This is a genomic window from Saccharopolyspora sp. NPDC045941 (assembly GCF_056431445.1).
Genome location: NZ_JBWKKU010000001.1, coordinates 21344 through 47803, shown reverse-complemented (window position 1 = coordinate 47803; position 26460 = coordinate 21344). Strand labels below are relative to the sequence as shown.

Sequence of the window (26460 nt, the reverse complement as noted above, 5' to 3'; positions counted from 1 at the left end):
TGTACGAAAGTCAGTGACCAAGTGGGCTCACCTGGTGTGCCCAGGTGGTCGAAGTTTCCTGAGGAGACGAACGTGGCCAGCACAGCACCCCATCTCATCGGCGGCAGCACCACTGCGACGGAGGCCACGGCACCCTCGCCCCGGACAGGCGCGGAACCCCTGTCGCGGCTACCGGCCGAGGACCTCGACACCCTGCTGATGATCCGTCACTTCGAACTGGCCGTGCTGGAACTGTTCTCGCAGGGTCTGCTGCACGGCACCACGCACACCTGCCTCGGGCAGGAGTACATTCCCGTCGCGCTCTACGCACTGCTAGACGAGGGCGACTACGTCTTCAGCAACCACCGCGGGCACGGCCACTACCTGGCCCGCTTCCGGGACCCGCACGGCCTGCTGGCGGAGATCATGGGGCGCGAGGGCGCCGTGTGCCACGGGGTGGGCGGCAGCCAGCACATCTACCGCGACCGCTACCTTTCCACCGGCGTACAGGGCGAGAGCCTGCCGGTGGCCGCGGGTGTCGCCCTGCACCTGCGACGGGCCGAGCCCGGACGGATCGCGGTGGTGCACATCGGCGACGGCACGTGGGGCGAAGGCGCGGTGTACGAGGCGCTCAACATGGCCCAGTTGTGGCGGCTGCCCCTGCTGGTCGTGGTCGAGAACAACAAGATCGCCCAGTCCACTCCGACCGAGCGGCAGATGGCCGGCACCATCCAGGCGCGCGCGGCGGCCTTCGGCATCCGGCACCACCACGTCACCTCTCATGATGTCGCCCGGGTGCGCCGGGAGTTGTCCGGCGTGATCGACGACGTCCGCACCCAACACCAGCCCTTGGTGGTGGAGTTCACCACAAACCGCGTGGGCCCACACAGCAAGGGAGATGACTCCCGCCCCGCCGAGGTGATACGGCACGCGGCCGCGCACGACTGGTACCACCGGTACGAGAAGCAGCACCCGGAGCATTTCGCCGTGGCGGACCGGAGCCAGCGACTGGCGATCGCCGAGGTCGTGCGCGAGGTCCAGGCCCGCCCCGCGTCCCGCTGGGAGCACTCATGACCAGGCCGGAGCGGGTGATCGGCAACCTCAACCGGGCCCTGCACACGCTCCTCGACAACGATCCCCGCGCCTACGTCATCGGCGAGGACATCGCCGACCCGTACGGCGGCGCCTTCAAGGCCGCCCGCGGCCTGTCGGACCGCCACCCGGAACGGGTGATCTCCTCGCCGATCAGCGAGGGCGGCATCGTGGGCGTCGCCGCCGGGCTCGCCCTGACCGGCAACCACCCGGTCGTGGAAATGATGTTCTCCGACTTCGCCGCCCTCGCCTTCGACCAACTCCTGAACTTCGCCAGCAAGTCCGTGTCGATGTACGGCCGCACCGTTCCGATGAGCATGGTGGTCCGCTGCCCCACCGGCGGCAACCGGGGCTACGGGCCGACCCACAGTCAGAGCCTGCAGAAGCACTTCATCGGCATCCCCGCGCTCAGCCTGCACGAGATGTCGCCGTTCCACGACAACGCGGACGTCCTCACCGCCATGCTCTCCCGCGAGCGGCCGTGCGTGCTGTTCGAGGACAAGACGCTCTACACCCGCACGATGCACCAGGGCGGGGTCGTCGACGACCTCTTCCGGTACGAGCTGCTCGACGACCCGAGCCGGACCGCGCGTGTGTTCCCCGTGGACTGCGCTGACCCGGACTGGATCATCCTGGCTCCCGGGGGCCTGACCGAGCGAGCCGTCGCCGCCATGCGCACCCTGCTGCTGGAGGAGGAAGTCACCTGCGAACTCCTGGTGCCCTCCCGGCTCTACCCGTTCACCGTCGAACCGCTGCTCGCGACGGTGTCCCGCGCCCGCCGCATCTGTGTCGCAGAGGACAGCGCGGCAGATGGCACCTGGGGCGAAATGCTCGCCCAGCAGCTGCATGAGCACCTGTGGCGACGGCTGGCCCGCCCCGTACTGCTGCTCAGTGCCCAACCGAGCGTCATCCCCACCGCCGCCCACCTGGAGCACACCGTCCTGCTCCAGGCGACCGCACTCAGCCGCGCCCTCACGGAGGCTTCCCAGTGATCAGCGTCAAGCTGCCCACCCTCAACACCAACGACGCCAGCTACGTCTTGGTCGAATGGCTCGCCGAGCACGGCGCACGCGTCAAGAAAGGGCAGCCGCTGGTGGTGATCGAGACCTCCAAGGCCCAGGAAGAGATCGACAGCACCGCCGACGGCATCCTGCACACCCTCCTCGCAGGCGGCGCTGACTGCCGCCCCGGTCAGACCGTCGCCCACCTCTTCGCCTCGGCGGACGAACGCCATGCCTACCTCTCCGCACCGGCCGTCGACCCCACCGCACGGCCGGAGCCGGCAACCGATGCCGGCCTGACGCTCACCAAGGCGGCGCGCGCCCTCGCGGACCAGCACGGCCTGACCGACAACGAACTGCGCGGACTGGGCCGCACCGTGATCCGCGCAGCCGACATCGAAGCGCTGCTGCCACGCCCCGCGCAAGCCGGTGCCCCCACCGACCGGCAACTGTCGGCGCAGCAGCGGGCGGTGGGCGCCGTGGTCACCGAGTCGATGCGCACCATCCCGGCCGCCGCCGCCTACGCCAAGGTCGACGTCGGCCAGGCTCAGGACCTCGCCCGGCAACTGCGCCAGCGCACCGGCAGCTTCGTCTCCCTGCTCGGCCTCCTCATCAAGTCGGTGGCAGACCAACTCCCGGCGCACCCAAGCCTGTTCACCCGGCTCCTCGACGACGGCACCATCCAGCCCGCCCCCTGCGCACACGTCGCGGTGGCCGTGGACGCCGGAAAGGGCCTGTACACCCCGGTCGTACACAACACCGCCGCGCTGAGCGTCGCCCAGATCGCCGACGTGATAACAGGATTCCGCGACAAAGCCGTCCGCGGCACTTTCCGAGCCGACGAGCTCACCGGCGCCAACATCTTGATCGCTCCGCACACCGCCGACGGTGTGGTCTTCGCCACCCCCATCGTCTACCCCGGCCAGACCTGCGCGCTCTCCCTGGGCAGCATCGACGAACAGCTCGTCCTGGACCAGCGGGGCAGGCCGGAAGCCCGCCGGTTCACGTACCTCGGTCTGGTCTACGACCATCGCGTGGTCAACGGCCGCGACGCGATGGCCTTCCTTGGCGACCTCAAACAAGCACTGGAGACACCAGCCGCCCTCGCGGCCGGTGCCGAAGGCGACGAGGACCCGCCAAAGAAGGCGTGCGAGCCCCCGACCTGACAGGGGGCCTCCACGCGCGGCGCGGCAGCCGGAGCACGGCGTCCGCAGCCCACTCCTCGGCATACGACTGCGGGTGCCGGGGAAGTGATCGCTGCCTATGCACCCACCTGGTCCCTGTGATGTGTGACGTCTCAATGAGCGTTTTTCATCCTGGTCGTTCCGCAGCCGCGGGTCCGTAAAGCCACACGTCGATGAGGTGTCGCATGCGCCGCAGGCGCATAGCCCACCTACGACACTCGCACCGCCGCGGGTTCACGGTGCCCACCCCTCCGGGGTTCCCTCGGCGAGGACGGCCCCTCCGCCGTGTATTGGACATACATCAGGAGGGGCACCCACAGACCAGGAAGTCTCTGAGGTTCCGCTACCCGCACCGCCACGCAAAACGAGGCTGGAAAAACCTCAATTGATCTTTGACCTTTTGTTGTCGACACATGCTTACCCTCATGCGCGGCGTCGTGGGGCAGGGGCTTTGAAGTGCCGGATGGGCTGTTGGGTGTTGCGGGGGTGGACGGACAGCTCGGTGGAACCGTCGAGGACCCGGAAGTGGGTGTCCTCGACGAGGATGGTGACGGTCTTGCCGGCGTGAGTGCGGCCGATGCGGAGCCGCTCGCGGGCGACCATGACCACGCCGTCTTTGGGCACGCGACGCTGGACGTGCTGCGAACCGGATGGTGGGCACGGTGGCAGCGGCTCGGTCGTGATCCGCGCTCCACGCAGGCGTGCGCGCTGGTCGTGGTCAACGGGCGCGGGCAGGGTCTCGACCAACTGGCCGTCGCGGATGACGTGCGCGAGGTGGCCGTCCAGGCGAAGGGTGACTTGTGCACCAGCGAGTTGTGGATCGAGGTAGAGGTACTTGCCTCCGAGCTGTGTGGAGCCGTCGCGGGTGACGATGCGGTCGACCTCGATCACGGTGGCTGGCGGAAAAAGGCTGGCGCGGGGCAGCGCTGGCGCAGCGGGCGCCGGTCCGGCTGGGCGTGCTCCACGCATCACCAGCTGCTGGAGGTGCGTGTCGGACAGGCGGGAGGAGACGGTCTTGAGGTGGTTGCCGTCAGGAGGACGTGAACGCTGCGATGGTCGGCCCAGACGGTGATGAGCTGGCCGACGAAGTGCTTGCCCAACCACAGTTGCTGATGTCCGACCAGACTGGCTGATCCGACGTCGGAACGATCACGTCGATCTCCACCGCGTTGTGTAACGCGGTGTTCGACGCCGCGGGAGCTGTCGGTGGTGTGATGGGACTCGGGCCCTGTAGTTCGACATCCGCGGTGTCGACTGGTGCTGGTCGTTCCTGATCGACCGCTGTGTTCGTCTGCCGAAGGCGAGGCCGGAAAAGACTGGCGGGGGTTGCCATGTCCAGCGATTGGTGCGGCCGGTCGTGATTGCAGGACTGGATCCAGGCGTCCAGAGCATCCTGGGCTGCGTGGATGTCGGCGAACTCGCCGGCCTCGTCCAGGAGCTCGCGGCGCAGGGTTTGGTGCCAGCGCTCGATTTTTCCCGTAGTGGTGGGCGACCGGCGTTTGGTCAGCCGGTGGGTGACTCCATACTCGCGGCACGTCCGCTCGAACAGCACCTCGGCGGGGACAGGACGGGTGAACCGGCCGGTGAACTGCTTGCCGTTGTCCGTGAGCACTTCGAACGGCACACCGTAGTGACGTATTGCCGCGGTGAACGCCTCGACCACCGCGCCGCCGGTCGGGCGTTCCAGCACGGTGGCGGCGACAACGAACCAGGAGTGGTCGTCGATGGCGGTGAGGATTTTGCACTCCCGGCCGTCGGCGAGGAACACCCCGCCCACGAGGTCGAGCTGCCATAAGTGCATCGGCGCTTCCCGTTGCGATGTCTCGAGGCGTCACACGACACCCGGCGGCGGGCCGAGCGTGCGCCCGTAGTCGCGCGTGGAGCAGGTGGCGCCGGTCCCCTATGAGGAGCGGTCCAGCGGTCGGGCCGGCAGGTTTGTATCCAGTGCTCCATGAAGGAGTTCATCGACGGCATTCGGATGCCGCTGGTGACGACAGTGATCCCGTCGAAGGACTGAGTGTGCGGCTGGTCCGGTCAGTCAGCCTTCGGCGGCGCTCCGCAATGCCGAGAAGTCAGGGCTCGGGCTCCTCCCTCAAGCGAGTGGGCGAAAGTCTGTAGTGCCCCTGTTTGGGTCGTTCCAGGAAGTCGAGAGTGGCCCCCGCGGACGCGTCCCAGCCAGGCGCGGTTATCGGTGGTGTCCGGCATGTGCAGTGAGTGGCAGCCGTCGAAGGCCACCGTGCGTAGCCCGCGATAGCCCACGCCCGGCGTGCCGACCGAGGAGCGGAACCGCCAGGACCTCGAACAAGGCGCGAAACGGCGTCGGCCCCGGCCGGGCCCGCAGATGCCGCAGCGCCGCCGCAGTAGGGCGCGTAGTCCGAGTGCCCCATGAGTCGACCAGCTTCTCCCACACCAGTGCCATCCCCAGGTGCGGGAACAGACTCAAGGCGAGCACGAAATACACGCCGCAGAGGGATGGCAGCAGGCGCAGTCGTTGCTGGAGCCGACCGGTCTCCGTCAGGACCGGATGGCGTCCCTCCTGGACGACGGTCTGGCTATCGGGCGGCCCGGGAACCTCCGGCGCCCTGGGGATCTCGACGCACGGTCATCGTCCCCAGGTCCTCGACGGTTGCGGCGTCAGCGTCCCCCTGGCCCATTACGTGACCGTTCCGGGTGGGGAATTGGCTGACCGCCGACACATGTACAGCCGTGCGCGCTTCCAGCCGCTCCTGCATACCCGGATCTCACCCAGCCATAAAGAGTGCCGGCAATGGCACGGCCCGGCCGGAACCCGGAGCCGACATCCCGCTGTTCGTCGCCTCCTGCGTGTTCACCAAGCAAGGCCGCGCGTTCGGTTGTCCGAAGGCCGCGAGCGCCACTTGACGTATGGATAAGCAACCGCGGAGAGCACAGACAGGTGCTCGGCAGGTGCGGTCAACCGCGCAGGCCCCCGGGATGCCTCATCCGGCAGGACGCGCGCCGATGACTGAGCAGACCGTGGCGCCGCGATAACCGAGCCGGACCTGCTCGGGCAGGACGCGAACCGTGAAGTCCGCGGGGAGCGAGGGTACCGAAAGCCCTGGGGCGTCACCGTACGGCTCGAAGCCGCAGCGGCGCAGCCGGTTGATCCAGGTAGCGGCCGCCTCGTGCCGCTCGAAACGCTGGGCGTCGGTGCGCGAGCCGACGATGTTCATGACCTCGCGGGCGAAGAACGTCTTCATGTGGTCCTTCTCCTGCCGGGTGGCAGGCGCGGCCTCAATGGCGCGAAGGATGGTGCCGAAGAACCGCCATGAGTTGAAGAACCGCTGCGGGAAGGACACCTCATGGTGGTCGGTGTCGAACTCGTTCAGCACTACCCCGCACGGGACCAGCATGCGCAACCGCTGGAAGAACTCGTCCCGGGCGTCGTGACCGGGACTCGGGTCCTGCATGTGGTGGAGCGCCAAAGAGGCGTTGACCACCAACGGGACGTCAATACGGGACAGGCTCATCCAGTCGTCATCGTCAAGTTCCTCAGCCACCTTCGCCACGGGGAGGAAGTCCAGATCGACACCGTGCTCGGCCGTGGCCTGCCGCAGGGTGCGCTCGGCTGTGGCCAGGCTTTCCCGGTCGGGGTCGACACCGATGACCGTGCAGTGACGCAATCCCGGGTTTCCGGCCGCGAGACCGTGCAGCAGCGCGCTCTCCTGGCGGCCGTGCCCAATGCCGACCGACATCAGGGCGAAGTCGTCCGCGGCGCCCACCTGCCCGGCGAGCAGCTCGTTGACGACCCGGCTCGTGTCCATGAACGGCAGGTAGGTGGTGAGCAGGTAGTACAGATCGATCTGCGGCTGGTCGTAGGCCTGTGTGTACAGGTTGGTCTCCGAGGGGCTGCCGTGCTCCTCGACACGGTTGACCAGTGCGGCACGGTAGAGCTCGTACGCCGCGTCCTGCGGCCGCACCTCGGGCCCGATCAGCTTCCGCAAGGTCTCCAGCGCGGGACGGGCCTGCGCGGGGCGGTCGGCGTGGATGTGGGCGACGGCGTCGCACAGCAGGGCGAACTTCTCCATGCCTGTCCCCGACAGGGGCTCCGCGCCTGTCGCGGACAGGGGTTCCGCGCCTGTCCGGGGCGGGGGTGCCGTGGTCTCCGTCGCAGTGGTGCTGCCGCCGATGAGATGGTGTGCTGCGCTGGCCACAGTCGTCTCCTTAGGGAACTTCGACCACCTGGGCACACCAGGTGATCCCACTTGGTCACTGACTTTCGTACAAGTCGGGAGCGAGGTCACGTGGAGTGCCCGTTAGGACCACCGGAGAAGGTACAGCTGGGCAAATGAGGAACATCGTGACTGCGCCGAGACACTCATCCGTCGGTTTTCGAGGCCAACTCGACCACTGCCAGATGCGCCGCTACGACGCCCGGCACGCTGTCCGGTTCGCCGGCGGGACCGCGGCGGCCGGACTGCTGGAGGCGGTGGAGATCCTTCGGGAGCTCAACGCCACCGGCTCCCGGCGCGTCCCCGACGAGGCGCCGGATGGGTTCGTGCCCACCCGGTGGCGCGGCTACCTTCGGGGTGCTATCGCGCCCCGACGCACTCACGGCCCCGGACCTGCCGGTACGCCACCCCCGGAGCGGGTCCTCGATCGGTATGACGAGGAGTAGGAACGCGGGTAGCATCGCGGTATGAAGGTGAGTGTGAGCCTGACCGACGAAGACGTCAGCTTCGTCGACGAGTACGCCCAGCAGATCGGCGCGCCCTCCCGCTCGGCGGTGATCCACCAAGCGATCAACCTGCTGCGCAGCGCCGACCTGGAAGACGCCTACGCCAGTGCCTGGGAGGAGTGGGACGCCGGCGACGACGCGCAGCTGTGGGACGCGACGGCCGCCGACGGGATCGCCGATGCGGCGCGGTGACCTCTGCTGGGTCGACTTCGATCCGATCCGCGGCTCGGAGGCCAACAAGACCCGGCCCGCGGTCGTGATCAGCAACGACGCCGCGAACCGCAGCGCCCAGCGCGCGGGCCGAGGGGTGATCACCGTGGTGCCGGTGACGTCCAACGTCGACCGGGTCCACCCGTTCCAGGTGCTCCTGCGGGCCGACGAATGCGGCCTGCCCAAGGACTCGAAGGCCCAGGCCGAGCAGATCCGGGCGGTGGCGGTGCACCGCCTCGGCAACCGGATCGGAACGCTACCGCCCAAGACCCTCGAGAAGCTCGACAACGCCCTCCGCCTGCACCTGCGGCTCTGACTCGTCCGGCGCGGGTAGCGGACCGTCTCGCGACTCCGGGATCCCCCGGTGAGGGCGGCTCAGCCCAGAGCGGGCAGGCCGACCGCGGCGTCCACGGCGATCGCCACGAACAGCAGCGCCAGGTACGAGTTCGACAGGTGGAACAGCTTCATCGGGTTGTAGGCCCGGCCGTCGCGCACCGCCGCGTGCATGCGCTGCGCGACGATCAGGAACGCCGCCCCGGCGAGCACCGCGAACGCCACGTACACCCAGCTCGTCACCGGCACCAGCAGCAGCGTGCAGCCCACCGTCGCCCAGCTGTAGGCCAGGATCCGCGCGGACACCTGCCGCGTGGTGGCGACCACCGGCAGCATCGGCACCCCGGCTCGCGCGTAGTCGTCCTTGTACTTCATCGCCAGCGACCAGAAGTGCGGCGGCGTCCACAGGAACACCACGCCGAACATCACCAGCGCCGGCCACTCCACCGTGCCGGTGACGGCGGCCCAGCCGACCACCACGGGCATGCAGCCGGCCGCGCCGCCCCACACGATGTTCTGCGAGGTCCGGCGCTTGAGCACCAGCGTGTAGACGAAGACGTAGAACAGCAGCGCGGCGGTGGCCAGGATCGCCGACAGCAGGTTCGCGCCCAGCCACAGCACCGCGAAGGACACCAGGCCCAGCACGATGCCGAAGATCAGGGCGTTGCGGCGCGGCACCTCGTAGCGCACCAGCGGGCGCTTCTTGGTCCGGTTCATCACCGCGTCGATGTCGGAGTCCGCCACGCAGTTGAGGGCGTTCGCGGCCCCGGCCGACATGGCGCCGCCGAGCAGCGTCACGGCCACCAGCCACAGCGACGGGATGCCGCGCTGCGCGAGGAACATCGCGGGGATCGTGGTGACCAGCAGCAGCTCGATGACGCGCGGCTTGGTCAACGCCACGTAGGCCGCCAGCACGCCGCGCCGGCGACCGGCGGGCGGGGCGGACTCGGGGGCGGCAGAAGAGGGGATGGCTGTCATGAGGCGCGCGATTCCTCCGACTTCGCGAGCTCGACGATCGGCTTGCCCGCCATCCGCAGCTCGTGCCAGTGCGTCACCTTGCGCTCGGCGACGAACGCGCCGAACGGGATCGTGCCGGCCAGCAGCACCAGCAGCATCCGGCCGATCGGCACGCGGAGCTGGGTGGTGGCCACCACGGCGACGAGCAGGTAGACCATGTACAGCCAGCCGTGCGCCACGCCGATCCGGAAGGTCCACGTCTCGCCGAGCTGCTGGGTAGCGGAACCCTCCGCCCACAGACCGGCGAAATGGCCGTACTTCAGCACCATCGACGCGCAAAGCAGGATCAACAGCACCGCGGTGACGTACGCCATGATCCGGTAGAACGCCAGCACACCAGGCTTCACGCCAATCCCTCAATCCCGCCTCGTGCTTGGAAAGACCGGTGTCAATAGACCGTACGCCACACGCTCGGAGGACCTGCGCCGGACCTCGTGCAGAGTGGCGGCGCCCACCTTTGAACCTGTTCTCGTGGTCATTTTGCGTACGTGGTCCCGTAGCGGAACCTCAGACGCCGCCTCAGTCCGGGATCCCCGACTCATGCATGCCCACGGTGCGAGCTGCGAGGGTGGGCTGAGCGGCTGCGCCGCTCGAAGCAAGAACTGGCGAGGCGTCAGATCATCCGGTAGGCCTTGGCGATCAGCTCGAAGGAGTGCAGCTTGGTGTCCCGGTCCGGGACGTTGGCGGTCAGCATCAGCTCGTCGGCACCGGTGCGTTCGCGCAGCTCGTCGAGCCCGGCCCGGACGGTGTCCGGCGCGCCGTGCACGGCGTCGGCCAGCCAGCTGTCGAGGAAGCTCCGCTCCAGCTCGGAGTACGGGTACTCGCGGGCTTCCCGGCGGGACGGCTGCTTGCCGGGCATGCCGCGCCGCAGCCGCAGCATGCTCAGCGCGACCGGGCGGATGATGTCCAGCGCCTCCTCGTCGGTGTCGGCGGCGACGGCCTGCACGCCGATCAGCGCGTACGGCTCGTCCAGCACATCCGAGGGCTTGAACGACCGCCGGTAGAGATCCAGCGCCGGCACCGTGTTCTGCGCGCTGAAGTGGTGCGCGAAGGCGAACGGGAGGCCAAGCTCGCCGGCCAGCTGCGCGCTGAACCCGCTGGAACCGAGCAGCCAGATCGGCGGCGTGGGGCCGTGCGGCACGGACTGGATCGCAGCGTAGGGGTGGTCGACCGGGAAGTCGTCGCCGAGGAAGGCGATCAGCTCGCCGAGCTGCTGCGGGAAGTCGTCGACGGACAGCGGCCCGGCAGTGCGCCGCAGGGCGCGGGCGGTGGCCTGGTCGGTGCCGGGCGCGCGGCCGATGCCGAGGTCGATGCGGCCGGGGTGCAGCGCCTGCAGGGTGCCGAACTGCTCGGCGACGACCAGCGGCGCGTGGTTGGGCAGCATCACGCCGCCGGAGCCCAGGCGCAGGCTGGTCGTGTGCGCGGCGAGGTGCGCGATCACCACGGCGGGCGCGGAGCTGGCGATGCCGGGCATGCCGTGGTGCTCGGCGACCCACAGCCGGTGGAATCCCCACTGCTCGACGCCGCGGGCCAGCTCGGTGGTGGTGTACAAGGCATCGGCCGGGCTGTGCGCGACGCCGACCGTGGACAGGTCGAGCACGGACAAGGGCACGGGCGAATCGCCGCGGGCGACGCCCTTGATCGGATCGGCCTGCGGGGAGGTCGCGCTGCCCTCGGCGCGCTCCGGCGTCACATCGGTCTCCATCGCCAGGCCCAACCACCGGGCCGTCGCCCTTGTTCCCCGGCCACGCCCGCTGTGCCCGCGATTACAACGCACCCACGCGGCCAATGCCCGGGCCCGAGCCGGTCCAATTTCAGGCAAAATCGGGAAACCACTCCGCGGAAATCCGCACGCCGGCGATCGGAAACGCCCAACTTTAGGCAAAATCGGGAAACCCCGGGTCTCGCGCTTGCGCCGGTGCGGCGAGCGGGTTCCCAATTCCAGGCAAAATCGGGAACCCGCCGCGGCCGCGCTTTCAGCCCGGGGTCAGGGCGTAATCCCGGGTGGTTTCCGGCGCCGGGCGGCGGGTGATGATCGAATCGCAGATCTCGCCCGCCCGGACCGCGCCGTTCGACAGCAACGACGACGTGAGGCCGTGCGTGTGCTCGGTGCCGCCCTGGAGGTAGATGCCGCCCCCGAGATCTGTGGTGCGGATCCGGTAGTCGCGTTCCACCTGCAGCCGCCCCTGGTCGTCGCGGGCGCAGTACCGGGCGGCCTCGCCGAGAATCCCGAACGGATCGCGCGGACGGCACCCGGTCGCGTACACGAGCAGGTCGGACTCCAGCACCGTCCGCTCGCCCGAGGGCAGGAACTCGACGGTGACCGCCACGCCGTCCGGACGCGTCGATACGCCGGTGACGCGGGAGGCGTTGAGGATCCGCAGCCGCTGCTCGCCGCGCACCTTCTCCTGGTACGCCCGCGAGTACAGCTCCTCGATGAGGTCGAGGTCGACCACCGAGTAGTTGGTGTTGCGGTGGTAGTTCATCAGGTCGCCGCGGACCTCCGGGGACGCCGCGTAGAAGTCGTCCACCGCCTGCGGGTCGAAGATCCGGTTGGCGAACGGGCTGTCGTCGGCGGGGCTGAACCCGTACCGGCTGAACACCGAGCACACCTCGGCTGCGGGGAACGTCCGGTGCAGGTATTCGGTGGCCTCGGCGGCGCTCTGCCCGGCACCGACGACGACGCAGCGCCGAGGCGCGTCGGCGAGCTCGCCGACGCGGTGCAGCAGATCCAGGTTGTGCCACACCCGGTCGCCGAGTTCCGCGCCCGCAGGCAGGTTCGCTTCGAGCCCCACCGCGAGCACGACGTTGCGCGCCCGGTGCACCGTCGTCCGGCCGTCGTGGCGGACGACCACCTCGAAGTGCTCTTCCCGGGGCCGGATCTCGACGACCTCGGAGTCGTAGCGCACGACGTCGTCGAGCCGGGCCGCGGCCCATTCCAGGTAGTCGTGGTATTCGACGCGGGTCGGGAACATCGTCTTGTGGTTGATGAAGTCGACCAGCCGCTGCTTGTCGTGCAGGTAGGAGAGGAACGAGAAGTCGCTGGCCGGATTGCGCATCGTGACCAGGTCCTTGAGGAACGACACCTGCATGGTGGTGCCCTCGATCAGCATTCCCCGGTGCCACCCGAACGCGGCCTTCCGTTCGAAGAACACGCCGTCGAGCCGGTCCGGCCCAGGCGCGGTGCGGTTGTGCTCCTCGATGGCGATGGCCAGCGCCAGGTTGGACGGTCCGAACCCGATTCCCAGCACGTCGTGGATTTTGTCGTCGACCGCAGACACGTCTTCCCCTCAGCTTCGCCGGCACCGTTTCGCGGGCACCCGGATCTACCGGCGAAATCCGCTGGATCGCGCCGGGGCCCGGACCGGGTCGTCAGTCCCGGTCGTGGTTGTGCTTGTCGTGGTATTCCGTTTCGGCCATGCCGTACTTCCAGTACCCGATGGCGAGGACGGAGTGCGCGTCCATGCCGCGGTCCGCGCGCAGGTGTTGCCGGATGCCGCGGACGATTCCGGATTCTCCCGCGACCCACGCCGAAACGTCCACGTCCGACGGCATTTCCAGCTCTTGCACGGCGTCGATCAGCCGCCGCGAACGGCCGGCCACCGCGCCTTCCCTGGGCAGCCAGGTCCACCGCATGTCCAGCGGCGTCTCGACGTGCTGCTGGTCGGCGGAGTCGCCGACTTCGACGAACACCTGGCCGCGCGCGGTGGGCGGCAGGTTCTCGACGATCGCGGAGATCGCGGGCAGCGCGGTCTCGTCGCCGGCCAGCAGGTACCACTCGGCGGCCCGGCAGGTCTTGCCGCCCGGCCCCATCACGCCGATCCGGTCGCCCGGTCGGGCCCGACGAGCCCAGTTGGAGGCCACGCCGTGCTCGCCGTGCAGCACGAAGTCGACGTCGAGCTCGCCGCTGGCCTCGTCGTAGCGGCGCACGGTGTAGGTGCGCATGGTCGGCCGTTCGTGCTGCTCCGGCCACCGGTAGCGGCCGGTGTCCTCGTCGATCACGGGCAGCACCGGGCGCTGCTGCCCCTGCTGCGGAACGAAGACCTTGATGTTCGGGCCGGTGTGCTCGTCCAGGAATCCGGAGAGCTCGACCCCGCCCAGGGTGATCCGCCGCATCGACGGGCTGAGTTCAGCCGTGCGCAGCACTTGCAGGTCGCGTGCCGGTGGCCGCTTGCGCCGGAGTCGATCCGCGGTACCCATCGGTCATGCATTCCTTCCTGCCACGGTGATCATGTCAGTTAAGGCTAACCTAACCATAGACGTCGGTCGTTGTCTTCCCCGCGGTGGCTCAGATCTCTACCGCCGCGCGGCGACGAGTTTCCGGCCCTGCGGCGCGGAATCCTCGATGCGCGCCGCGAGGATCCCGCCCACCAGCGCGAATCCGGCCGACACCAGCATCGCCAGGTGGTAGCCGCCGAGCCCGTCGGTGCCGACGGCGGCCAGCACGGAAGCGGTGATCGCCACGCCCAGCGCGGACCCGATCTGGCGCTGGACGTTGAACAGCGTCGAGGCTCCGCCGGTCGCGGACTTGTCGATCGTCGCGAAGGCGACGACCTGCAGCTCGGCGGAGGCCGCGCCGACGAAGAAGCCCGACGCCAGCTGGACTGTCGCAGCGAGCCACGCGTCGCCGGGGCCGATCGCGTTCATCAGCGCGAACGACGCCGCGGCGCCGAGCATCGAGGCCGCGATCAGCCGCCGCGGCCCGAGCCTGCGGTGCGCCCAGCCGATCAGCTGCGAGGCGATCATCAGCCCGATCGCCTTCGGCAGCGTCACCAGCCCGGTCTCCCACGCCGACGCGCCCAGCCCCGACTGGTACATCAGCGTGAACCCGTAGAGCGTGCCGAGGAATCCGGCGACGCAGGTGAACAGGATCAGGCTGCCGCGCCGGAACGACGCGTCGGCGAACAGCTTCAGGTCGAGCATCGGTTGCGCCGCCCGCAACTGCGTCCGGACCAGCACCGCCAGGCAGCCGATCCCGGCCAGCCCGCAGGCCCAGAAGTGCGGCGAGGCGGGACCGGTCTGCGACACCGCCTCCAGCGCGAACATGACCAGCCCCAGTCCCGGCGCGGCCAGGGCGAATCCGAGCCCGTCGAAGCGCTTCTCCGGCGCCTCCACGTGCTCGGCCAGGAACCACGCGCCGAACAGCAGGGCCAGCAGCCCGACCGGCAGGTTCACGTAGAAGCCCCAGCGCCAGGTGAGGTTCTCGACGAAGAAGCCGCCCAGCACCGGGCCGAGCGCGGGGGCCACCGCCGTCGGCAGCAGCAGCACGCGGGACAGCCGGATCCGCTCGTGCGGCGGGTAGGCCCGGAACAGCATGGTCAGCGCCACCGGGCTCATCACCCCGCCGCCGGCGCCCTGCAGCACCCGTGCGAGGGTCAGCTGCGTCAGGTCGGTGGCCAGCCCGCAGAGCGCCGACGCGACGACGAACGCCGCGAAAGCGCCGAGGAACACCCGTTTCGTGCCGAAGCGGTCGCCGAGCCAGCCGGAGACCGGGATGCACGCCGCCAGGCTGACCAGGTAGCCGACGTTGATCGCCGAGGTCACGGAGGGCGGGACGGCGAACTCGGCGCCGATCGCGGGCAGCGCCACGTTGACGATCGTGGCGTCCATGCCGTTCATGAACATCGCCGCCACGTAGCAGATGCACACCGCGACCTGCGGCCGAACGCCGCGCAGCACCGTCGCCATCAGCGTGCGGGCCGCATGTCGGTCCAGTTCACCTCGATGTGGTCGACGCAGGACTCCCGGTCTGCGGGGCCGTGCGCGACGTTCCATCCGGCGGGCACGTCTGTCGCGGCGGGCCACAGCGAGTACTGGTCCTGATCGTTGATCAGCGCGTAGTACTCCGCGTCGGGGTCGTCGAACGGGTTCCTCATGGTCGTGCTCCTTGCAGTGTTGAACTCCCACCGGCCGCAGGTGGTCTCGTGCGCGTTGCGGATCGCTATGGCGCTCCCAAACGCGCACGAAGGGTGACCAGCGAGAACAGCGGGCCCGCAACGCTCCGGCGAACAGGGCTGGCGGCCGTCACGCGGTGACCTCGGTCAGGGCTCGGTCGACGATCGCCGCGATCTCCGCGAGCGGTTCGCGTTGCGTCATGTCCTTGTGCTCGCAGGCGATGTCGTGGTTGTGCACCACCCCATCGACGTACGGCTGCCACATCTGCGCGGTCAGCTCGGCCTTGGCCGGGTTGACCGTGGCGGTGAAGAACAGCACGTCGCCGCGGAACTTGTCGTGGTCGGCCTGGTTCTCCAGCACCGCGCAGTTGGCGAAGTTGTCGATGATCGCCGTGATGCTGTGCTCTTCGAGGTTGGCCAGCGCGCTGCCCTCCGCCGACAGGATCTCCATCACGTCCGCCCTGGTCAGCGTCCCGTCATCCAGTTCGGAGAGGTCGTAACCGGCCATGTAGAGCAGCGCCATCAGCGCTTCTTCCTCGGTGGGCAGCTCGTCCCACACGTCCTTCGGGTACGAGTCGAGCATGCACAGGAACCGCACCTCTTCGCCCTGTTCCTGCAGCTGGGTGCTCATCTCGTGCGCGACGACGCCGCCGAAGGACCAGCCGAGGAAGTGGTACGGCCCGTGCGGCTGCACCTCCCGGATGTGCTCCAGGTATTCGGCGGCCATCTCCCGCAGGCTCGGCGCGACGGGCTTCGGTTCGGCGAGCCCGCGCGACTGGACGCCGTAGATCGGCCGCTCGGCGTCGATGTGCTTGAGCAGCCCGGAGAACGGCCAAGCCAGCCCGGCCGCCGGGTGCACGCAGAACAGCGGTTCCTTGCCGCCCTCGGTGCGCAGCGGCAGCAGGATCTCCAGCGCGTCGCGCGATCCCCCGCTGTGCAGCCGCTCCGCGAGACCGGCCACGGTCGGCGCGGCGAAGAGGCTGCCGACGTTGACGCGCAAGCCCAGCGCATCGCGGATGCGGCCGATCAGCTTGGCGGCCAGCAGCGAATGCCCTCCGAGGTCGAAGAAGCTGTCCTCGACGCCGACCCGCGGCAGCCCGAGCACCTCGGCGAACAACCCGCAGAGGATCTCCTCGGTCGGGTTGCGCGGCATCTCGTTGCCGACGGATTCGCCGAGGTCAGGCGCGGGCAGCGCGCGGCGGTCGAGCTTCCCGTTGGGCAGCAACGGCAACGCGTCGACGAACACCACCGCCGCGGGCACCATGTAGTCCGGCAGCGACTCCGCCACGTGCCGCCGCAGCTCGGCCGGGTCGCCGCCGCCGACGACGTAGGCGACGAGCCGCTTGTCGCCCGGGACGTCCTGGCGGACCACGGCCGCGACCTGCGCGACATCGGGATGCCTGGCCAGCACCGCCTCGACCTCGCCGAGCTCGATGCGGAACCCGCGGATCTTCACCTGGTCGTCCGCGCGGCCGGCGAAGTCCAGCACCCCGTCCGCCCGCCACCGCACCAGGTCACCGGTGCGGTACATGCGGGCACCGGGCGGCCCGAACGGGTCGGCGACGAACCGCCCGGCGGTCAGGGCCGGCCGGTCGAGGTAGCCGCGCGCCAGCCCGTGCCCGGCGACGTACAGCTCGCCGACCACGCCGGGCGGCGTGGGCTGGAGCGCCTCGTCCAGCACGTAGAGCCGGGCTCCCGGGTCGGGCACGCCGATCGGCACCGTGCTGCCGACGGCATCCGGATCGCAGTCCCACAGCGTCGAATTGACGGTGGCCTCGGTCGGCCCGTAGCAGTTGAGCATCCGCCGGTCCCGCGCCCACCTCAGCACCAGCTCGGACGGCACGTTCTCGGCCCCGCACAACAAGGTTGCGTTCGGCGGCAGCTCGGTGTCGGCCGGGAACATGCCCATCATCGACGGCCCGATCGCCAGGTGCGTGACGTGGTGCCGCCGCGCGTACTCCGCGAGCGGTTCGCCCGGCACCCGCAGGTCGGAGGGCACGACGACGAGGGTGCCGCCGCCGAGCAATCCCATGCAGATCTCCCAGAACGCCACGTCGAAGCTCGGCGAGGCGAACTGCAGCACCCGGCTGCCGGCGGTGATGCCGACCCGGTGGCGCTGGGTGGCGAGCAGCTTGGCGATGCCGCGGTGCGGCACGACCACGCCCTTCGGAGTGCCGGTGGAGCCGGAGGTGTAGATGACGTACGCCGCGTCGTCCAGCCCCGGCCTCGTCGGCTCGACGCCGCCGGAAGTGCTGTCTTCGCAGCTCAGCAAGGCCGTTGGCAGATCGGTGCGGAGATCGTCGGTGAGCACCAGGCGCGGCTTCGCGTCCTCGACCATGTGCCGCAGCCGTTCCGCCGGGTACTCCGGGTCGAGCGCCAGGTACGCCGCGCCGGCGGTCATCACCGCGAGCAGACCGATGATCAGCTCCGGCGAACGGGGCAGCAGCACGCCGACGATGTCGCCGGGGCCGACGCCGTGCTCGGCCAGCAGCCGCGCCTGCTCGGTCACCCGCCGGTCGAGCTCGCGGTAGCTGAGCTCCACGTCGTCGAAGATCAGCGCGGGCTTGTCCGGCTCCCGCCCGACCTGCTCGGCGAACAGCTCCGGGAAGGTCCCGGCCGCGGCCACGTCGCCGGCGGCGTCACCCCAAGCCAGCACCTCCTGCCGGGCCGCGTCGCCGAGGACGTCCAGGCGCCCGATCGGCGCCGCCGGGTCATCGACGGCGGCCGCGAGCAGCCGGACGAACCGCGCGGCCAGGTCTTCGACGGTGCGCTCGGTGAACAGATCGGTGCTGTACTGCACCAGTCCGTCGGACCCGCCGTCGGCGCGCTCGCTGACGCTGAACGCCAGGTCGAACTTGGCCGCCCCGGCGGGCACGGTGTCCACTGTGGTCTCAAGCCCGGGCAGGTCCGCCGCGACGGCCTCGGCCGCGCCCCAGTACGCGAGCATCACCTGGAACAGCGGGTGCCGGGACAGCGAACGAGCCGGGTTGAGCACCTCGGCGAGCCGCTCGAACGGCAGCTCCGCGTTGTCGAACGCGGCCAGGTCGACCTGCCGCACCCGGTCGACCAGCTCGGCGAAGCCCGGCTCCCCTGAGGTGTCGGTGCGCAGCACGAGGCTGTTGACGAAGAAGCCGACCAGGTCGTCGAGCGAGTCGTCGCCGCGACCGGCCACCGGTGACCCGATCGGGATGTCGGTGCCGGCGCCGTGCCTGGTCAGCAGCGCCGCCAGCCCGGCCTGCAGCACCATGAACACGCTGGCCCGGTGCTCGCCCGCCAGCCGCCGGAGCCGCTGGTGCAGGGCGGGATCGAGCTCGAACCGCACCGTCCCGCCCCGGTGGCTGGACACCGCCGGGCGCGGGAAGTCGGTGGGCAGCTCCAGCTGGTCGGGCAGGTCGGCGAGGGCCTGCCGCCAGAACGCCAGCTGCCGCCCCGCGAGCCCGTCCGGGTCGGCCTCGTCCCCGAGCAGTTCCCGCTGCCAGAGCGTGTAATCCACGTACTGCACGGGAAGATCCGGCCATTCCGGGGCCGTGCCCGCCGCCCGCGCGGCATAGGCGGTCGACAGGTCGCGCACCAGCGGTCGAGTGGACCACTCGTCACCGGCCACGTGGTGCAGCAGCACGAGCAACAGGTGCTCGCCGCGCTCCTGAGCCGATTCGGACGCCGTGAACAGCACGGTCCGGATCGGCGGCTCCTCGGCCAGGTCGAACCCCTGCCGAACCGCGGCTTCGAGCACGTCATCAACACCGACAACCCGCTCCACCCCCGAGGAGTCCCGCAATTTCAATGGAAATCGAGGGTTCGATTTCAATGGAAATTGCGGATCACCAGAGGCCGGGACCCGGACCACCGTCAGCTCGGGCACGGCGTCGAGCACCTGCTGGCGCGGATCGCCGAGCTCGTCCGGGAAGATCGTGCGCAGGCTCTCGTGCCTGCGCACGACGTCGCCGATGGCCGCGCTCAGCGCCGCGACGTCCAGTTCGCCGGACATCTTCAGCACCAGCGGCATGTTGTAGGTGGCGCTGCTGCCTTCCAGCCGGTTCAGGAACCACAAGCGCTGCTGCGCGAACGAAAGCGGGACCCGCTCCGGCCGTTGCACCGGCCGCAGCGCGGGCCGCCGCGCGCCCGTTCCGAGCTGCGCGGCGAGGCCCGCGACGGTCGGATGGTCGAAGAGGCTGCGGATGGTCAGCTCCGCCCCGAGCTCGGTGCGCACCCGCGCCAGCAGCCGCGCGGCCAGCAGGGAATGCCCGCCCAGCTCGAAGAACCCGTCGTCGATGCCGACCCCGCGGACGCCGAGCACCTCGGCGAACAGCCGGCACAGCGCCTCCTCGACGGCGTCGCGCGGTCCCCGGCCACCGGCATCCCCGCCGAAGTCCGGCGCGGGCAACGCCCGGACGTCCAGCTTCCCGTTGGCCGTCAACGGGATCTCGTCCACCGGCACGAAGGCCGACGGCACCATGTAGCCCGGCAGCCGCTCCGCCAGGTGCCCGCGCAGTTCGTTCGCCGCGGCCGCGCCGACCACGTAGCCGACCAGCCGCTGATCGCCCGGCTGGTCCTCGCGCACCACGACGGCGGCCTGCCGCACCGCCGGGTGCGCGAGCAGCTGCGCCTCGATCTCGCCGAGCTCGATGCGGAACCCGCGCACCTTGACCTGCTGGTCGGCGCGGCCGACGAACTCGATGCCGCCGTCCGGCCGCCACCTGCCCAGGTCGCCGGAGCGGTACATGCGGGTGCCCGGCGCGCCGTGCGGGTCCGCGACGAACCGCTGCGCGGTCAGCCCGCGCCGCCCGAGGTAGCCGCGGGCCAGGCCTTCGCCGGCCACGTACAGCTCCCCGACCACGCCCGGCGGCACCGGCTGCAGCAGCCCGTCGAGCAGGTAGACCCGCAGGTCCGGGATGCCGCGGCCGATCAGGCTGCCGTCGCGGCGGGCCACCGCCTCGCGGTCGAGCTCCACGTAGGACACGTGCACGGTGGTCTCGGTGATCCCGTACATGTTGATCAGCTTCGGCGATTCCGGCCGCCGGGCGTACCAGTCGTCCAACCTGGACAGTTCCAGCGCCTCGCCGCCGAAGATCACGTACCGCAGCGCCAGCTCGGTGCCCGGGTTCTCCCGGTCGGCCTGGCTGAGCTGGTAGAACGCCGAAGGTGTCTGGTTGAGCACAGTCACGCGCTCGCGGGCCAGCAGCCGCAGGAACTCCTGCGGCGACCGGCTGACCTCGTGCGGGACCACCACGAGCCGGCCGCCGTGCAGCAGCGCGCCCCACAGCTCCCAGACGGAGAAGTCGAAGGCGTAGGAGTGGAACAGCGTCCAGACGTCGTCGGCGCCGAAGGAGAACCACGGGTCGGTGGCGCCGAAGAGCCGGACCACGTTGTGGTGCGGGATCGCCACGCCCTTGGGCCGCCCGGTCGAACCGGAGGTGTAGATCACGTAGGCGGCGTGCTCGGCGGTCAGCGGCCCGCGCTCGCCCGACTTCGGGTCGCGCTGCGAATGCCGGGCGATCTCCGCGATCTCGCCCGGGTCGTCCAGCAGGATGCGGGTGGTGCCCTCCGGCAGCCGCGCCGCGTGGTCGGCATCGCTGATCAGCACGGTCGGCTGCGCGTCGCCGACGATGTAGCGGATCCGATCGGCGGGGTGTCCCGGGTCCAGCGGCAGGTACGCGGCACCGGCCTTCAGCACCGCCAGCAGCGCCACGACCAGCTCGGCGGAGCGCGGCAGCGCCAGCGCGACCAGCTGCTCCGGCCCGACGCCGTGGTCGATGAGGTGGTGCGCGAGCTGGTTGGCCTGCGCGTCGAGCTCGGCGTAGGTGAGGCGCTGCTCGCCGAACGTGACCGCGACCGCGTCCGGTGTGCGCATCGCCTGCTCCTCGAACAGCTGCGGCAGGGTCGCCGCGGGCTGTTCCCGGATGCCCGGGATCGGCGCGTTCCACTCGTCGAGGATCCGGTCGCGCTCCTGCGGCGAGAGCAGGTCGATCCGGCCGACCGGGGTGTCGCCGGGGCAGTCCGCGAACGCCTGGAGGAAGCGCAGGAACCGCTCGCGGTGCGCGGTGAGCTCCGGCTCACCGTAGCGATCCGGGTTGGCGTCGAACTCGAACCGCAGCTCGTCGTCGCCGGTCGGGTACGCCGCGACGGTCAGGTCATCGACCGGTCCGGCCGCGAGGTTGTGCACGGTCGCCGGGCTGCCGCCGAAGGCCAGCTCGTAGTCGAAGGACTTGATGTTGATCAGCGGCCCGAACAGCGGCCGGTCCGAGCCCAGCAGCCCGAGGTCCCGGCGCAGGTCTTCGCCGCGGTAGCGCTGGTGCTTGTGCACCTCGCGCATGGCCTTGCCGACCTGCGAGATCAGCTCGGCGCGCGTGGTGTCCGGGGCGATCCGCAGCCGCAGCGGCAGCACGTTGACGACCATGCCGGGCACCCGCAGCAATCCCGCCGACCCGAGCCGCCCCATCACCGGCAGCCCGAGCACCACGTCCGCGGCTCCGGTCATCCGGTGCAGGTAGGCGCCGAAGGCGGCGATGAGCGCGTGCGTCCCGGTCGCGCGGCTCTCGCTCCCGGCGAGCGCCAGCGCGGGCCCCGCCGCGGAGGTGCCGGTCTGCCGGCGGAACGAGTGCGCGGCAGGGCTCGAATCCCCGGCCAGCGACACGACGTCCGGGTGGTCGGCGAACTGCTCCCGCCAGAACTCCGCGTCCGCGGCGAACTTCGGCGACTCCCGGTAGTCCAGTTCCGCGGCCGGCAGGGAGCTCAGCGGGCCGAACGGCGACGGCCCGGCGTCCGGTTCGTCGTACAGCTCGGCGACCCGCCGGAGCAGCAGGGAGAAGCCGTACCCGTCGATGGCCACGTGGTGGATCCGCTGGTACCACCACCAGCGCTCGTCGCCGAGCTTGAGCAGCGCCGCGGTCCACAGCCGGCCGCCATCGGCCCGCGACCGCGTCAGGTCGACGGGCTCCCGCAGGTCGGCGCGCATCCAGGCGAGCGCGTGCGCCTCGGGATCGGCGGCGGTAGAGCAGTCGATCACCGGGAGCTCGGGGTCGTCGGGCTCGTCGATGACCTGCCGCGGCTCACCGGCGGAGGCGACCACCCGCAGCCGCAGCGTCTCCGCCTCGGCGACCACCCGGCGCAGCGCCGACGCGAACCGGGCCGGGTCCACGGGCCCGTGGACCTCGACGTACTCGGCGGTGTTGAAGATCGGGTTGGCTCGATCCAGCTGCTGCGCGAACCAGATCCCCGCCTGCGCGGTGGACAATGGCAGTTGCTCGTCGGCACGGCCCGGCATCGCTCTCCCCACGATCAACAAAACAGGTAAGGCTTACCTTAATTCTCAACCGTTTCGCGGTACAGCCGCCAGGCGCATCGACCGACGTGGGGCTACTCACCCGACGCGGGCCGCGCGAACACCATCAGGGCCGAGTTCTTGTTCGGCAGACCCACCTCCGCGGCCCGGTCGAAGCCGGCCTTGCCGAACGCGCCCACCGAGGCTCCATTGTGGACGTTGGGCTCGGCGACGACCCGCCGGCATTCCCGGTCGGCGGCCAGCAATCCCTCGGCCACCGCGCGCAGCAGCGCCGACCCCACGCCGCGCCCGATCGCGTCCGGCTCGCCGATCGCGATGTGCACGCCGAGGTCGTGCGGCTCGTGCGAGTAGCAGCGCGCCAGCTTGTCGCGCTGCACCCGGTAAAGCTCGACGTATCCGACATCCCGCCCGTCGAGCCCGACGATGCACGGCACCGAATGCTGCCCGGCGAGCTGACCGGCCAGCTCGTCCCGCCACTGCGCCACCGGCCACGCCTGGTCCCAGTTGACCGCGACGTGCTCGTTGTTCATCCAGCGGTGCACCAGCTCAACGTCCGGTCCGCCATCCGCGCCGTCGACCCGGACCGGCCGCAGCGACCAGCCCGCGCCCAGCTCCGGGATCGGCACGCCGGGAACGTCCGGGACGTCCGACCGCAGCGGGTTCCGCGCCTCGAACGGCACGGCCTGCACGCGGATCTCCCCCGACTCCGCGCGATACCGCAGCCCGGAGCCGTTGAGCGCGGCGAGATCGGTCAGCGTCGGGCTGGTCAACCAGTGCTCGACCAGCCATTCCACGTCCGGATACGCCTCGGCGACGCCCCGCAGCCGATCCGCGAGCCCGGCGAGCAGATCCGCCTCGTGCACGACACCGCGCCGCCCCAGCAACCCGATGACCGCCAGCGCACCACGCGTCAACAGCGCCGCGGTCGCACCCGTGACATCGTCGGGCTGCCAGCCGCGAACCGCGGGCAGCAACCGGCCCTCGACGTGCGAGGACAACCAGCGCTGCGCCTCCTCGGCATCGGAGACCGAGCGGGCCACCGCGACCAGGTCCTCGGGCAGCGCCAGCGGATCGACCGCGCGGCGCGGCAAGGCGTCCACCAGCCAGTCCAGCAGCGAGCCCGAGCCGGCGACGTTGATCGGCGCGCCGGGCAGCGCCCGGGCTCGCGCGTCGGCGGAGCACGCGGCCGCGAGCAACGCCGGCTCGGCCACCTCGACCGGACCGCCCGTCGCGTCCAGCACGTGGATCGGACCGAAGCCGTGCGCGCCGGTCGGCGAGTCGTAGACGACGTCCGTGCGCAGGCGCAGCGATCCGATGGTCAACCGCAGCGGTCCCTCGGCGACCGGGGTGTGCGTCTCGGCCAGCCACCGCCGCAACAGCACCGAGGTCCGCTGGTGCGGCTGTCCGGCAAGGTCAACTCCAGTCGTCACGCAACGCTCCCTAAGCACAGCAATCCGTTCCGTTCTGTGAGCGAAGCCTAACCTGACTACCCGATCTCGTGACCGCGCCTCACCCGACTGACGCATCCCGGCGCGCGGCCGACCCGGACTCGTCACCGAACGTGCGAAACGAGCACAGTGGACGAAGCCGCGTCACGATCCCTGAGAGTGCGATGGGGTTTTGACCGCCTGATCATCAGTACCTGATCCGGTGATGATCGTTGTTTTCCGCTGGGCGGGCACCCACTATCGCCCCTACTCTCCGAGCTATCGAATCGGCCGCACCGTCCGGAGAGGAGTTCATCAATGGAAGACGCCGACTCTGTCGTGCCCCTCCGGCCGGGATTCGACATCCAGGTCCGAGGCTTCAACCGCCACCAGGTCATCGAGCACCTGGAACTGCTGGAGGACCAGCTGCGACTGGTCACCATCGACCGCAACGAAGCGGCACAGCTCAACTCCGACCTCCGGAAGCTCTGCGACGACACCCGCCGCAGCCTCGACGCCGCCGAGGAGCGCCTCAAGCGCATCGAATCCTCCGACACCGGACTGCCCGCAGCCTCCCAGCGCGTGCAGAACATGCTCTCGATCGCCGAAGAAGAGGTGCAGACCCTGCGCGATCGGGCGCGGCGGCAGGCCGAGATCATCCGCGGCACCGCGGAGACCGAGGCGCGCGAGCTGATCGGCGAAGCCGAGCGGGCCGCGGGCGAGCTGCGCAACGAGTGCAGCGAGCTGGTCGCGGACGTCGAATCGAGGCGCGCGCGGCTGCACCGCGAGCACGACCAGAAGGCCAGCGATCTGCGGTCCCGGGAGCACCGGCTGCGGCAGAACATCCGCAACGAGTACAAGCGGACCATGTCGGAGGCCCAGGAAGAGGCCGACACGCTGATCTCCGACACCCGGCGGCGGTGCGGCGAGTGGGACGCCGAAACCGAGCAGCGGCGGCTGGCCGCGCTGGAGGAGATCCGCACCAAGCAGCTCCGGCTGGAAGAGATGCGCACCTCGGTGCTGGCTTCGATGGACAACGCCCGCCGGCTGCTGGACGACTCCGCGGCCGATCTGCGCGGCCAGAACACGGCGCCGAGCATCGCGGACGACGAGACCAGGCAAATCACCCAGGAAGTGCCGGTCGAGCAGGTCGAGCAGCAGCCGGTCCGACTGCCGGAACAGCGCGAGGACGTGCAGACCTACACCATCCCCATCGAGCGGGCGCGCACCAACGGCGCCGCCCCGCACCCCGGACCCGCCCGGCAGAGCTGATCGGAGTACCTCGTGGACCTGCTCGTGCTGATGTTCGTCACCGGTTTCGCCTTGGCCACGCTGATCTTCTGGCCGCTGCTGCAACGGGCGAACCGGCGTCTCGCCGAGAGCGGTGTCTCCGAAGCGGCGATCGCGCCGAAGGGCAAACACGCGCTGCGCACGCCGGACGCCCCGGCCAGGTCGGCCTCGCCGACGGTCATCGCCCGGCGGCCGAGCACCGATCAGGCGGCACCGGCGGAGTCCGAGCCGAAGTCCGAGGAGCCCCAGCCGGTGCCGGTCGCGCCGCAGCAGCGCACGGCGGAGCCGGTGGAGATCCCGGAGCTGCCGACCGACCTGTTCGGGAAGCACTTCGAGGCCAAGTTCAACCGGTCCCGCCAGCGGCTGGCCAGACTCCGCGACGAGATCGGCAAGGAATAGTGAAGTTTTGCGTCATTTTGCGTAGCGGTGCAGGTGGCGGAACCTCAGGCGCCGTCTCGACTGTGGGAGCCCCGACTTATGTATGACCAATACGCGGCATCGGGGCTGTCCTCGCGAGACGACGCCTGAGAACCCGCGGCGGTGCAAGCTGCGAACGTGACGAAGGAGAAAGCGGCTGACGCCGCTTGCTTGCCGGCTGAGCTGAGTGCGGTCGAGCAGATGAAGCTACCGACCTAGCCGCCGGTTGTAGCGAGCGAATGTTAATGCTCAGTCGTTCGTCCAGTCGACTTTCAGCTCGTCGCGCTGACCGAACCGCTCGAGGTGGCGGACGATCACGTCCTGCACCCGGTCGAGCACCTCGGCGTTCTCCGCCTCGGCGCGCAGGGCGAGCGCGTCCGGCTCGCTCACCAGCAGGCAGCTGCCCGCACCGCGATCGGCGGGCAGGGTGATGCGGATGCCTTCCGGCTCCTCGGAAACCTCGCACTTCCGGCCGAGGTGCGAGGACAACTGCTTGGCGTAGCGGGCCGGCTTGTCGGTGCCCACCTTCGCCTGCGATCGAATCGTCAAGACGCCTCCCAAGTTAAGTTAGCCCAACCTAATTGGTACCAGCGGTTGCCGGCGGGTGCGAGATCTCACTCGCCCCGGCCTTCGGGGTC

Annotated in this window: 22 protein-coding genes; 8 read left to right on the top strand and 14 right to left on the bottom strand. The window is 70.2% G+C overall.

Annotated elements, in window-relative coordinates:
• The first annotated feature begins 72 nt into the window (after positions 1 to 72).
• The 3 genes from AC07FN_RS00210 to AC07FN_RS00200 are packed head-to-tail and all read left to right on the top strand — an operon-like array spanning position 73 to position 3238.
• Positions 73 to 1053 (top strand): thiamine pyrophosphate-dependent dehydrogenase E1 component subunit alpha, encoded by a 981-nt coding sequence (locus tag AC07FN_RS00210; protein WP_478393645.1) that lies wholly within the window; start codon positions 73 to 75, stop codon positions 1051 to 1053.
• Complete coding sequence (locus AC07FN_RS00205; protein WP_450142826.1) at positions 1050 to 2063, top strand: alpha-ketoacid dehydrogenase subunit beta; 1014 nt, start codon at positions 1050 to 1052, stop codon at positions 2061 to 2063. The genes AC07FN_RS00210 and AC07FN_RS00205 overlap by 4 nt, the downstream gene beginning before the upstream one ends.
• Positions 2060 to 3238 carry a 2-oxo acid dehydrogenase subunit E2 gene (locus tag AC07FN_RS00200; protein ID WP_478393644.1) on the top strand — a complete coding sequence of 393 codons (1179 nt, stop codon included), beginning with the start codon at positions 2060 to 2062 and terminating at the stop codon, positions 3236 to 3238. Before AC07FN_RS00205 ends, AC07FN_RS00200 begins: the two co-directional genes overlap by 4 nt.
• A 441-nt stretch (positions 3239 to 3679) precedes the next feature.
• Here AC07FN_RS00200 and AC07FN_RS00195 read toward each other — a convergent pair whose 3' ends face one another.
• The 4 genes from AC07FN_RS00195 to AC07FN_RS00180 form a co-directional block, all read right to left on the bottom strand.
• The gene (locus AC07FN_RS00195; RefSeq protein WP_478393643.1) at positions 3680 to 4147 is read right to left on the bottom strand and encodes a Mu transposase domain-containing protein; all 468 of its coding nucleotides are present in this window, start codon (positions 4145 to 4147) and stop codon (positions 3680 to 3682) included.
• 139 nt (positions 4148 to 4286) lie between these two features.
• A complete protein-coding gene (locus tag AC07FN_RS00190) occupies positions 4287 to 5057 on the bottom strand; it encodes an integrase core domain-containing protein (protein WP_478393642.1) in 771 nt (256 codons plus the stop codon).
• A gap of 384 nt (positions 5058 to 5441) precedes the next feature.
• Positions 5442 to 5774 (bottom strand): transposase domain-containing protein, encoded by a 333-nt coding sequence (locus tag AC07FN_RS00185; RefSeq protein ID WP_478393867.1) that lies wholly within the window; start codon positions 5772 to 5774, stop codon positions 5442 to 5444.
• A gap of 439 nt (positions 5775 to 6213) precedes the next feature.
• Entirely contained in the window at positions 6214 to 7428 is a 1215-nt protein-coding gene (locus tag AC07FN_RS00180) for a GRAS family protein (RefSeq protein ID WP_478393641.1), read from the bottom strand.
• A 146-nt stretch (positions 7429 to 7574) separates the two neighbouring features.
• Between AC07FN_RS00180 and AC07FN_RS00175 the strand changes: the two genes are divergently transcribed.
• From AC07FN_RS00175 to AC07FN_RS00165, 3 genes are read left to right on the top strand one after another with little or no spacing between them, the layout of a single operon-like run.
• Positions 7575 to 7892, top strand: coding sequence for a hypothetical protein (locus AC07FN_RS00175; RefSeq protein ID WP_478393883.1), 318 nt, complete (start codon positions 7575 to 7577; stop codon positions 7890 to 7892).
• Positions 7893 to 7913: 21 nt separating this feature from the next.
• A complete protein-coding gene (locus tag AC07FN_RS00170; protein ID WP_452612194.1) occupies positions 7914 to 8144 on the top strand; it encodes an antitoxin in 231 nt (76 codons plus the stop codon).
• Positions 8131 to 8478 (top strand): type II toxin-antitoxin system PemK/MazF family toxin, encoded by a 348-nt coding sequence (locus tag AC07FN_RS00165; protein ID WP_478393640.1) that lies wholly within the window; start codon positions 8131 to 8133, stop codon positions 8476 to 8478. Before AC07FN_RS00170 ends, AC07FN_RS00165 begins: the two co-directional genes overlap by 14 nt.
• Before the next feature lie 59 nt (positions 8479 to 8537).
• Here the strand turns inward: AC07FN_RS00165 and AC07FN_RS00160 are convergent, their stop codons facing one another.
• From AC07FN_RS00160 to AC07FN_RS00120, 9 genes are all read right to left on the bottom strand, one after another.
• Positions 8538 to 9473 carry a heme o synthase gene (locus AC07FN_RS00160; protein WP_478393639.1) on the bottom strand — a complete coding sequence of 312 codons (936 nt, stop codon included), beginning with the start codon at positions 9471 to 9473 and terminating at the stop codon, positions 8538 to 8540.
• On the bottom strand, positions 9470 to 9859 hold the full coding sequence (locus tag AC07FN_RS00155) for a DUF3817 domain-containing protein (RefSeq protein ID WP_452612197.1): 390 nt from the start codon (positions 9857 to 9859) through the stop codon (positions 9470 to 9472). Before AC07FN_RS00155 ends, AC07FN_RS00160 begins: the two co-directional genes overlap by 4 nt.
• Before the next feature lie 266 nt (positions 9860 to 10125).
• Positions 10126 to 11217, bottom strand: coding sequence for an LLM class flavin-dependent oxidoreductase (locus AC07FN_RS00150; protein ID WP_478393638.1), 1092 nt, complete (start codon positions 11215 to 11217; stop codon positions 10126 to 10128).
• Positions 11218 to 11488: 271 nt separating this feature from the next.
• Positions 11489 to 12793 (bottom strand): lysine N(6)-hydroxylase/L-ornithine N(5)-oxygenase family protein, encoded by a 1305-nt coding sequence (locus AC07FN_RS00145; protein WP_478393637.1) that lies wholly within the window; start codon positions 12791 to 12793, stop codon positions 11489 to 11491.
• Positions 12794 to 12884: 91 nt separating this feature from the next.
• Entirely contained in the window at positions 12885 to 13712 is an 828-nt protein-coding gene (locus tag AC07FN_RS00140) for a siderophore-interacting protein (protein WP_478393636.1), read from the bottom strand.
• Positions 13713 to 13808: 96 nt separating this feature from the next.
• Positions 13809 to 15200, bottom strand: coding sequence for a DHA2 family efflux MFS transporter permease subunit (locus AC07FN_RS00135; RefSeq protein WP_478393635.1), 1392 nt, complete (start codon positions 15198 to 15200; stop codon positions 13809 to 13811).
• Positions 15200 to 15388, bottom strand: a complete 189-nt coding sequence (locus tag AC07FN_RS00130) for an MbtH family protein (protein ID WP_478393634.1) — start codon at positions 15386 to 15388, stop codon at positions 15200 to 15202. The genes AC07FN_RS00135 and AC07FN_RS00130 overlap by 1 nt, the downstream gene beginning before the upstream one ends.
• A 148-nt stretch (positions 15389 to 15536) precedes the next feature.
• Positions 15537 to 22670, bottom strand: coding sequence for an amino acid adenylation domain-containing protein (locus tag AC07FN_RS00125; protein WP_478393633.1), 7134 nt, complete (start codon positions 22668 to 22670; stop codon positions 15537 to 15539).
• A 92-nt stretch (positions 22671 to 22762) separates the two neighbouring features.
• Positions 22763 to 24118, bottom strand: coding sequence for a GNAT family N-acetyltransferase (locus AC07FN_RS00120; RefSeq protein WP_478393632.1), 1356 nt, complete (start codon positions 24116 to 24118; stop codon positions 22763 to 22765).
• A gap of 315 nt (positions 24119 to 24433) precedes the next feature.
• Here AC07FN_RS00120 and AC07FN_RS00115 point away from each other — a divergent pair, with 315 nt between their 5' ends.
• Both AC07FN_RS00115 and AC07FN_RS00110 read left to right on the top strand, forming a co-directional pair.
• Positions 24434 to 25387, top strand: coding sequence for a hypothetical protein (locus AC07FN_RS00115; protein WP_478393631.1), 954 nt, complete (start codon positions 24434 to 24436; stop codon positions 25385 to 25387).
• Positions 25388 to 25399: 12 nt separating this feature from the next.
• A complete protein-coding gene (locus AC07FN_RS00110) occupies positions 25400 to 25804 on the top strand; it encodes a hypothetical protein (protein ID WP_478393630.1) in 405 nt (134 codons plus the stop codon).
• 267 nt (positions 25805 to 26071) lie between these two features.
• Here the strand turns inward: AC07FN_RS00110 and AC07FN_RS00105 are convergent, their stop codons facing one another.
• Complete coding sequence (locus AC07FN_RS00105; RefSeq protein WP_478393629.1) at positions 26072 to 26371, bottom strand: DUF2218 domain-containing protein; 300 nt, start codon at positions 26369 to 26371, stop codon at positions 26072 to 26074.
• Positions 26372 to 26460: the final 89 nt, after the last annotated feature.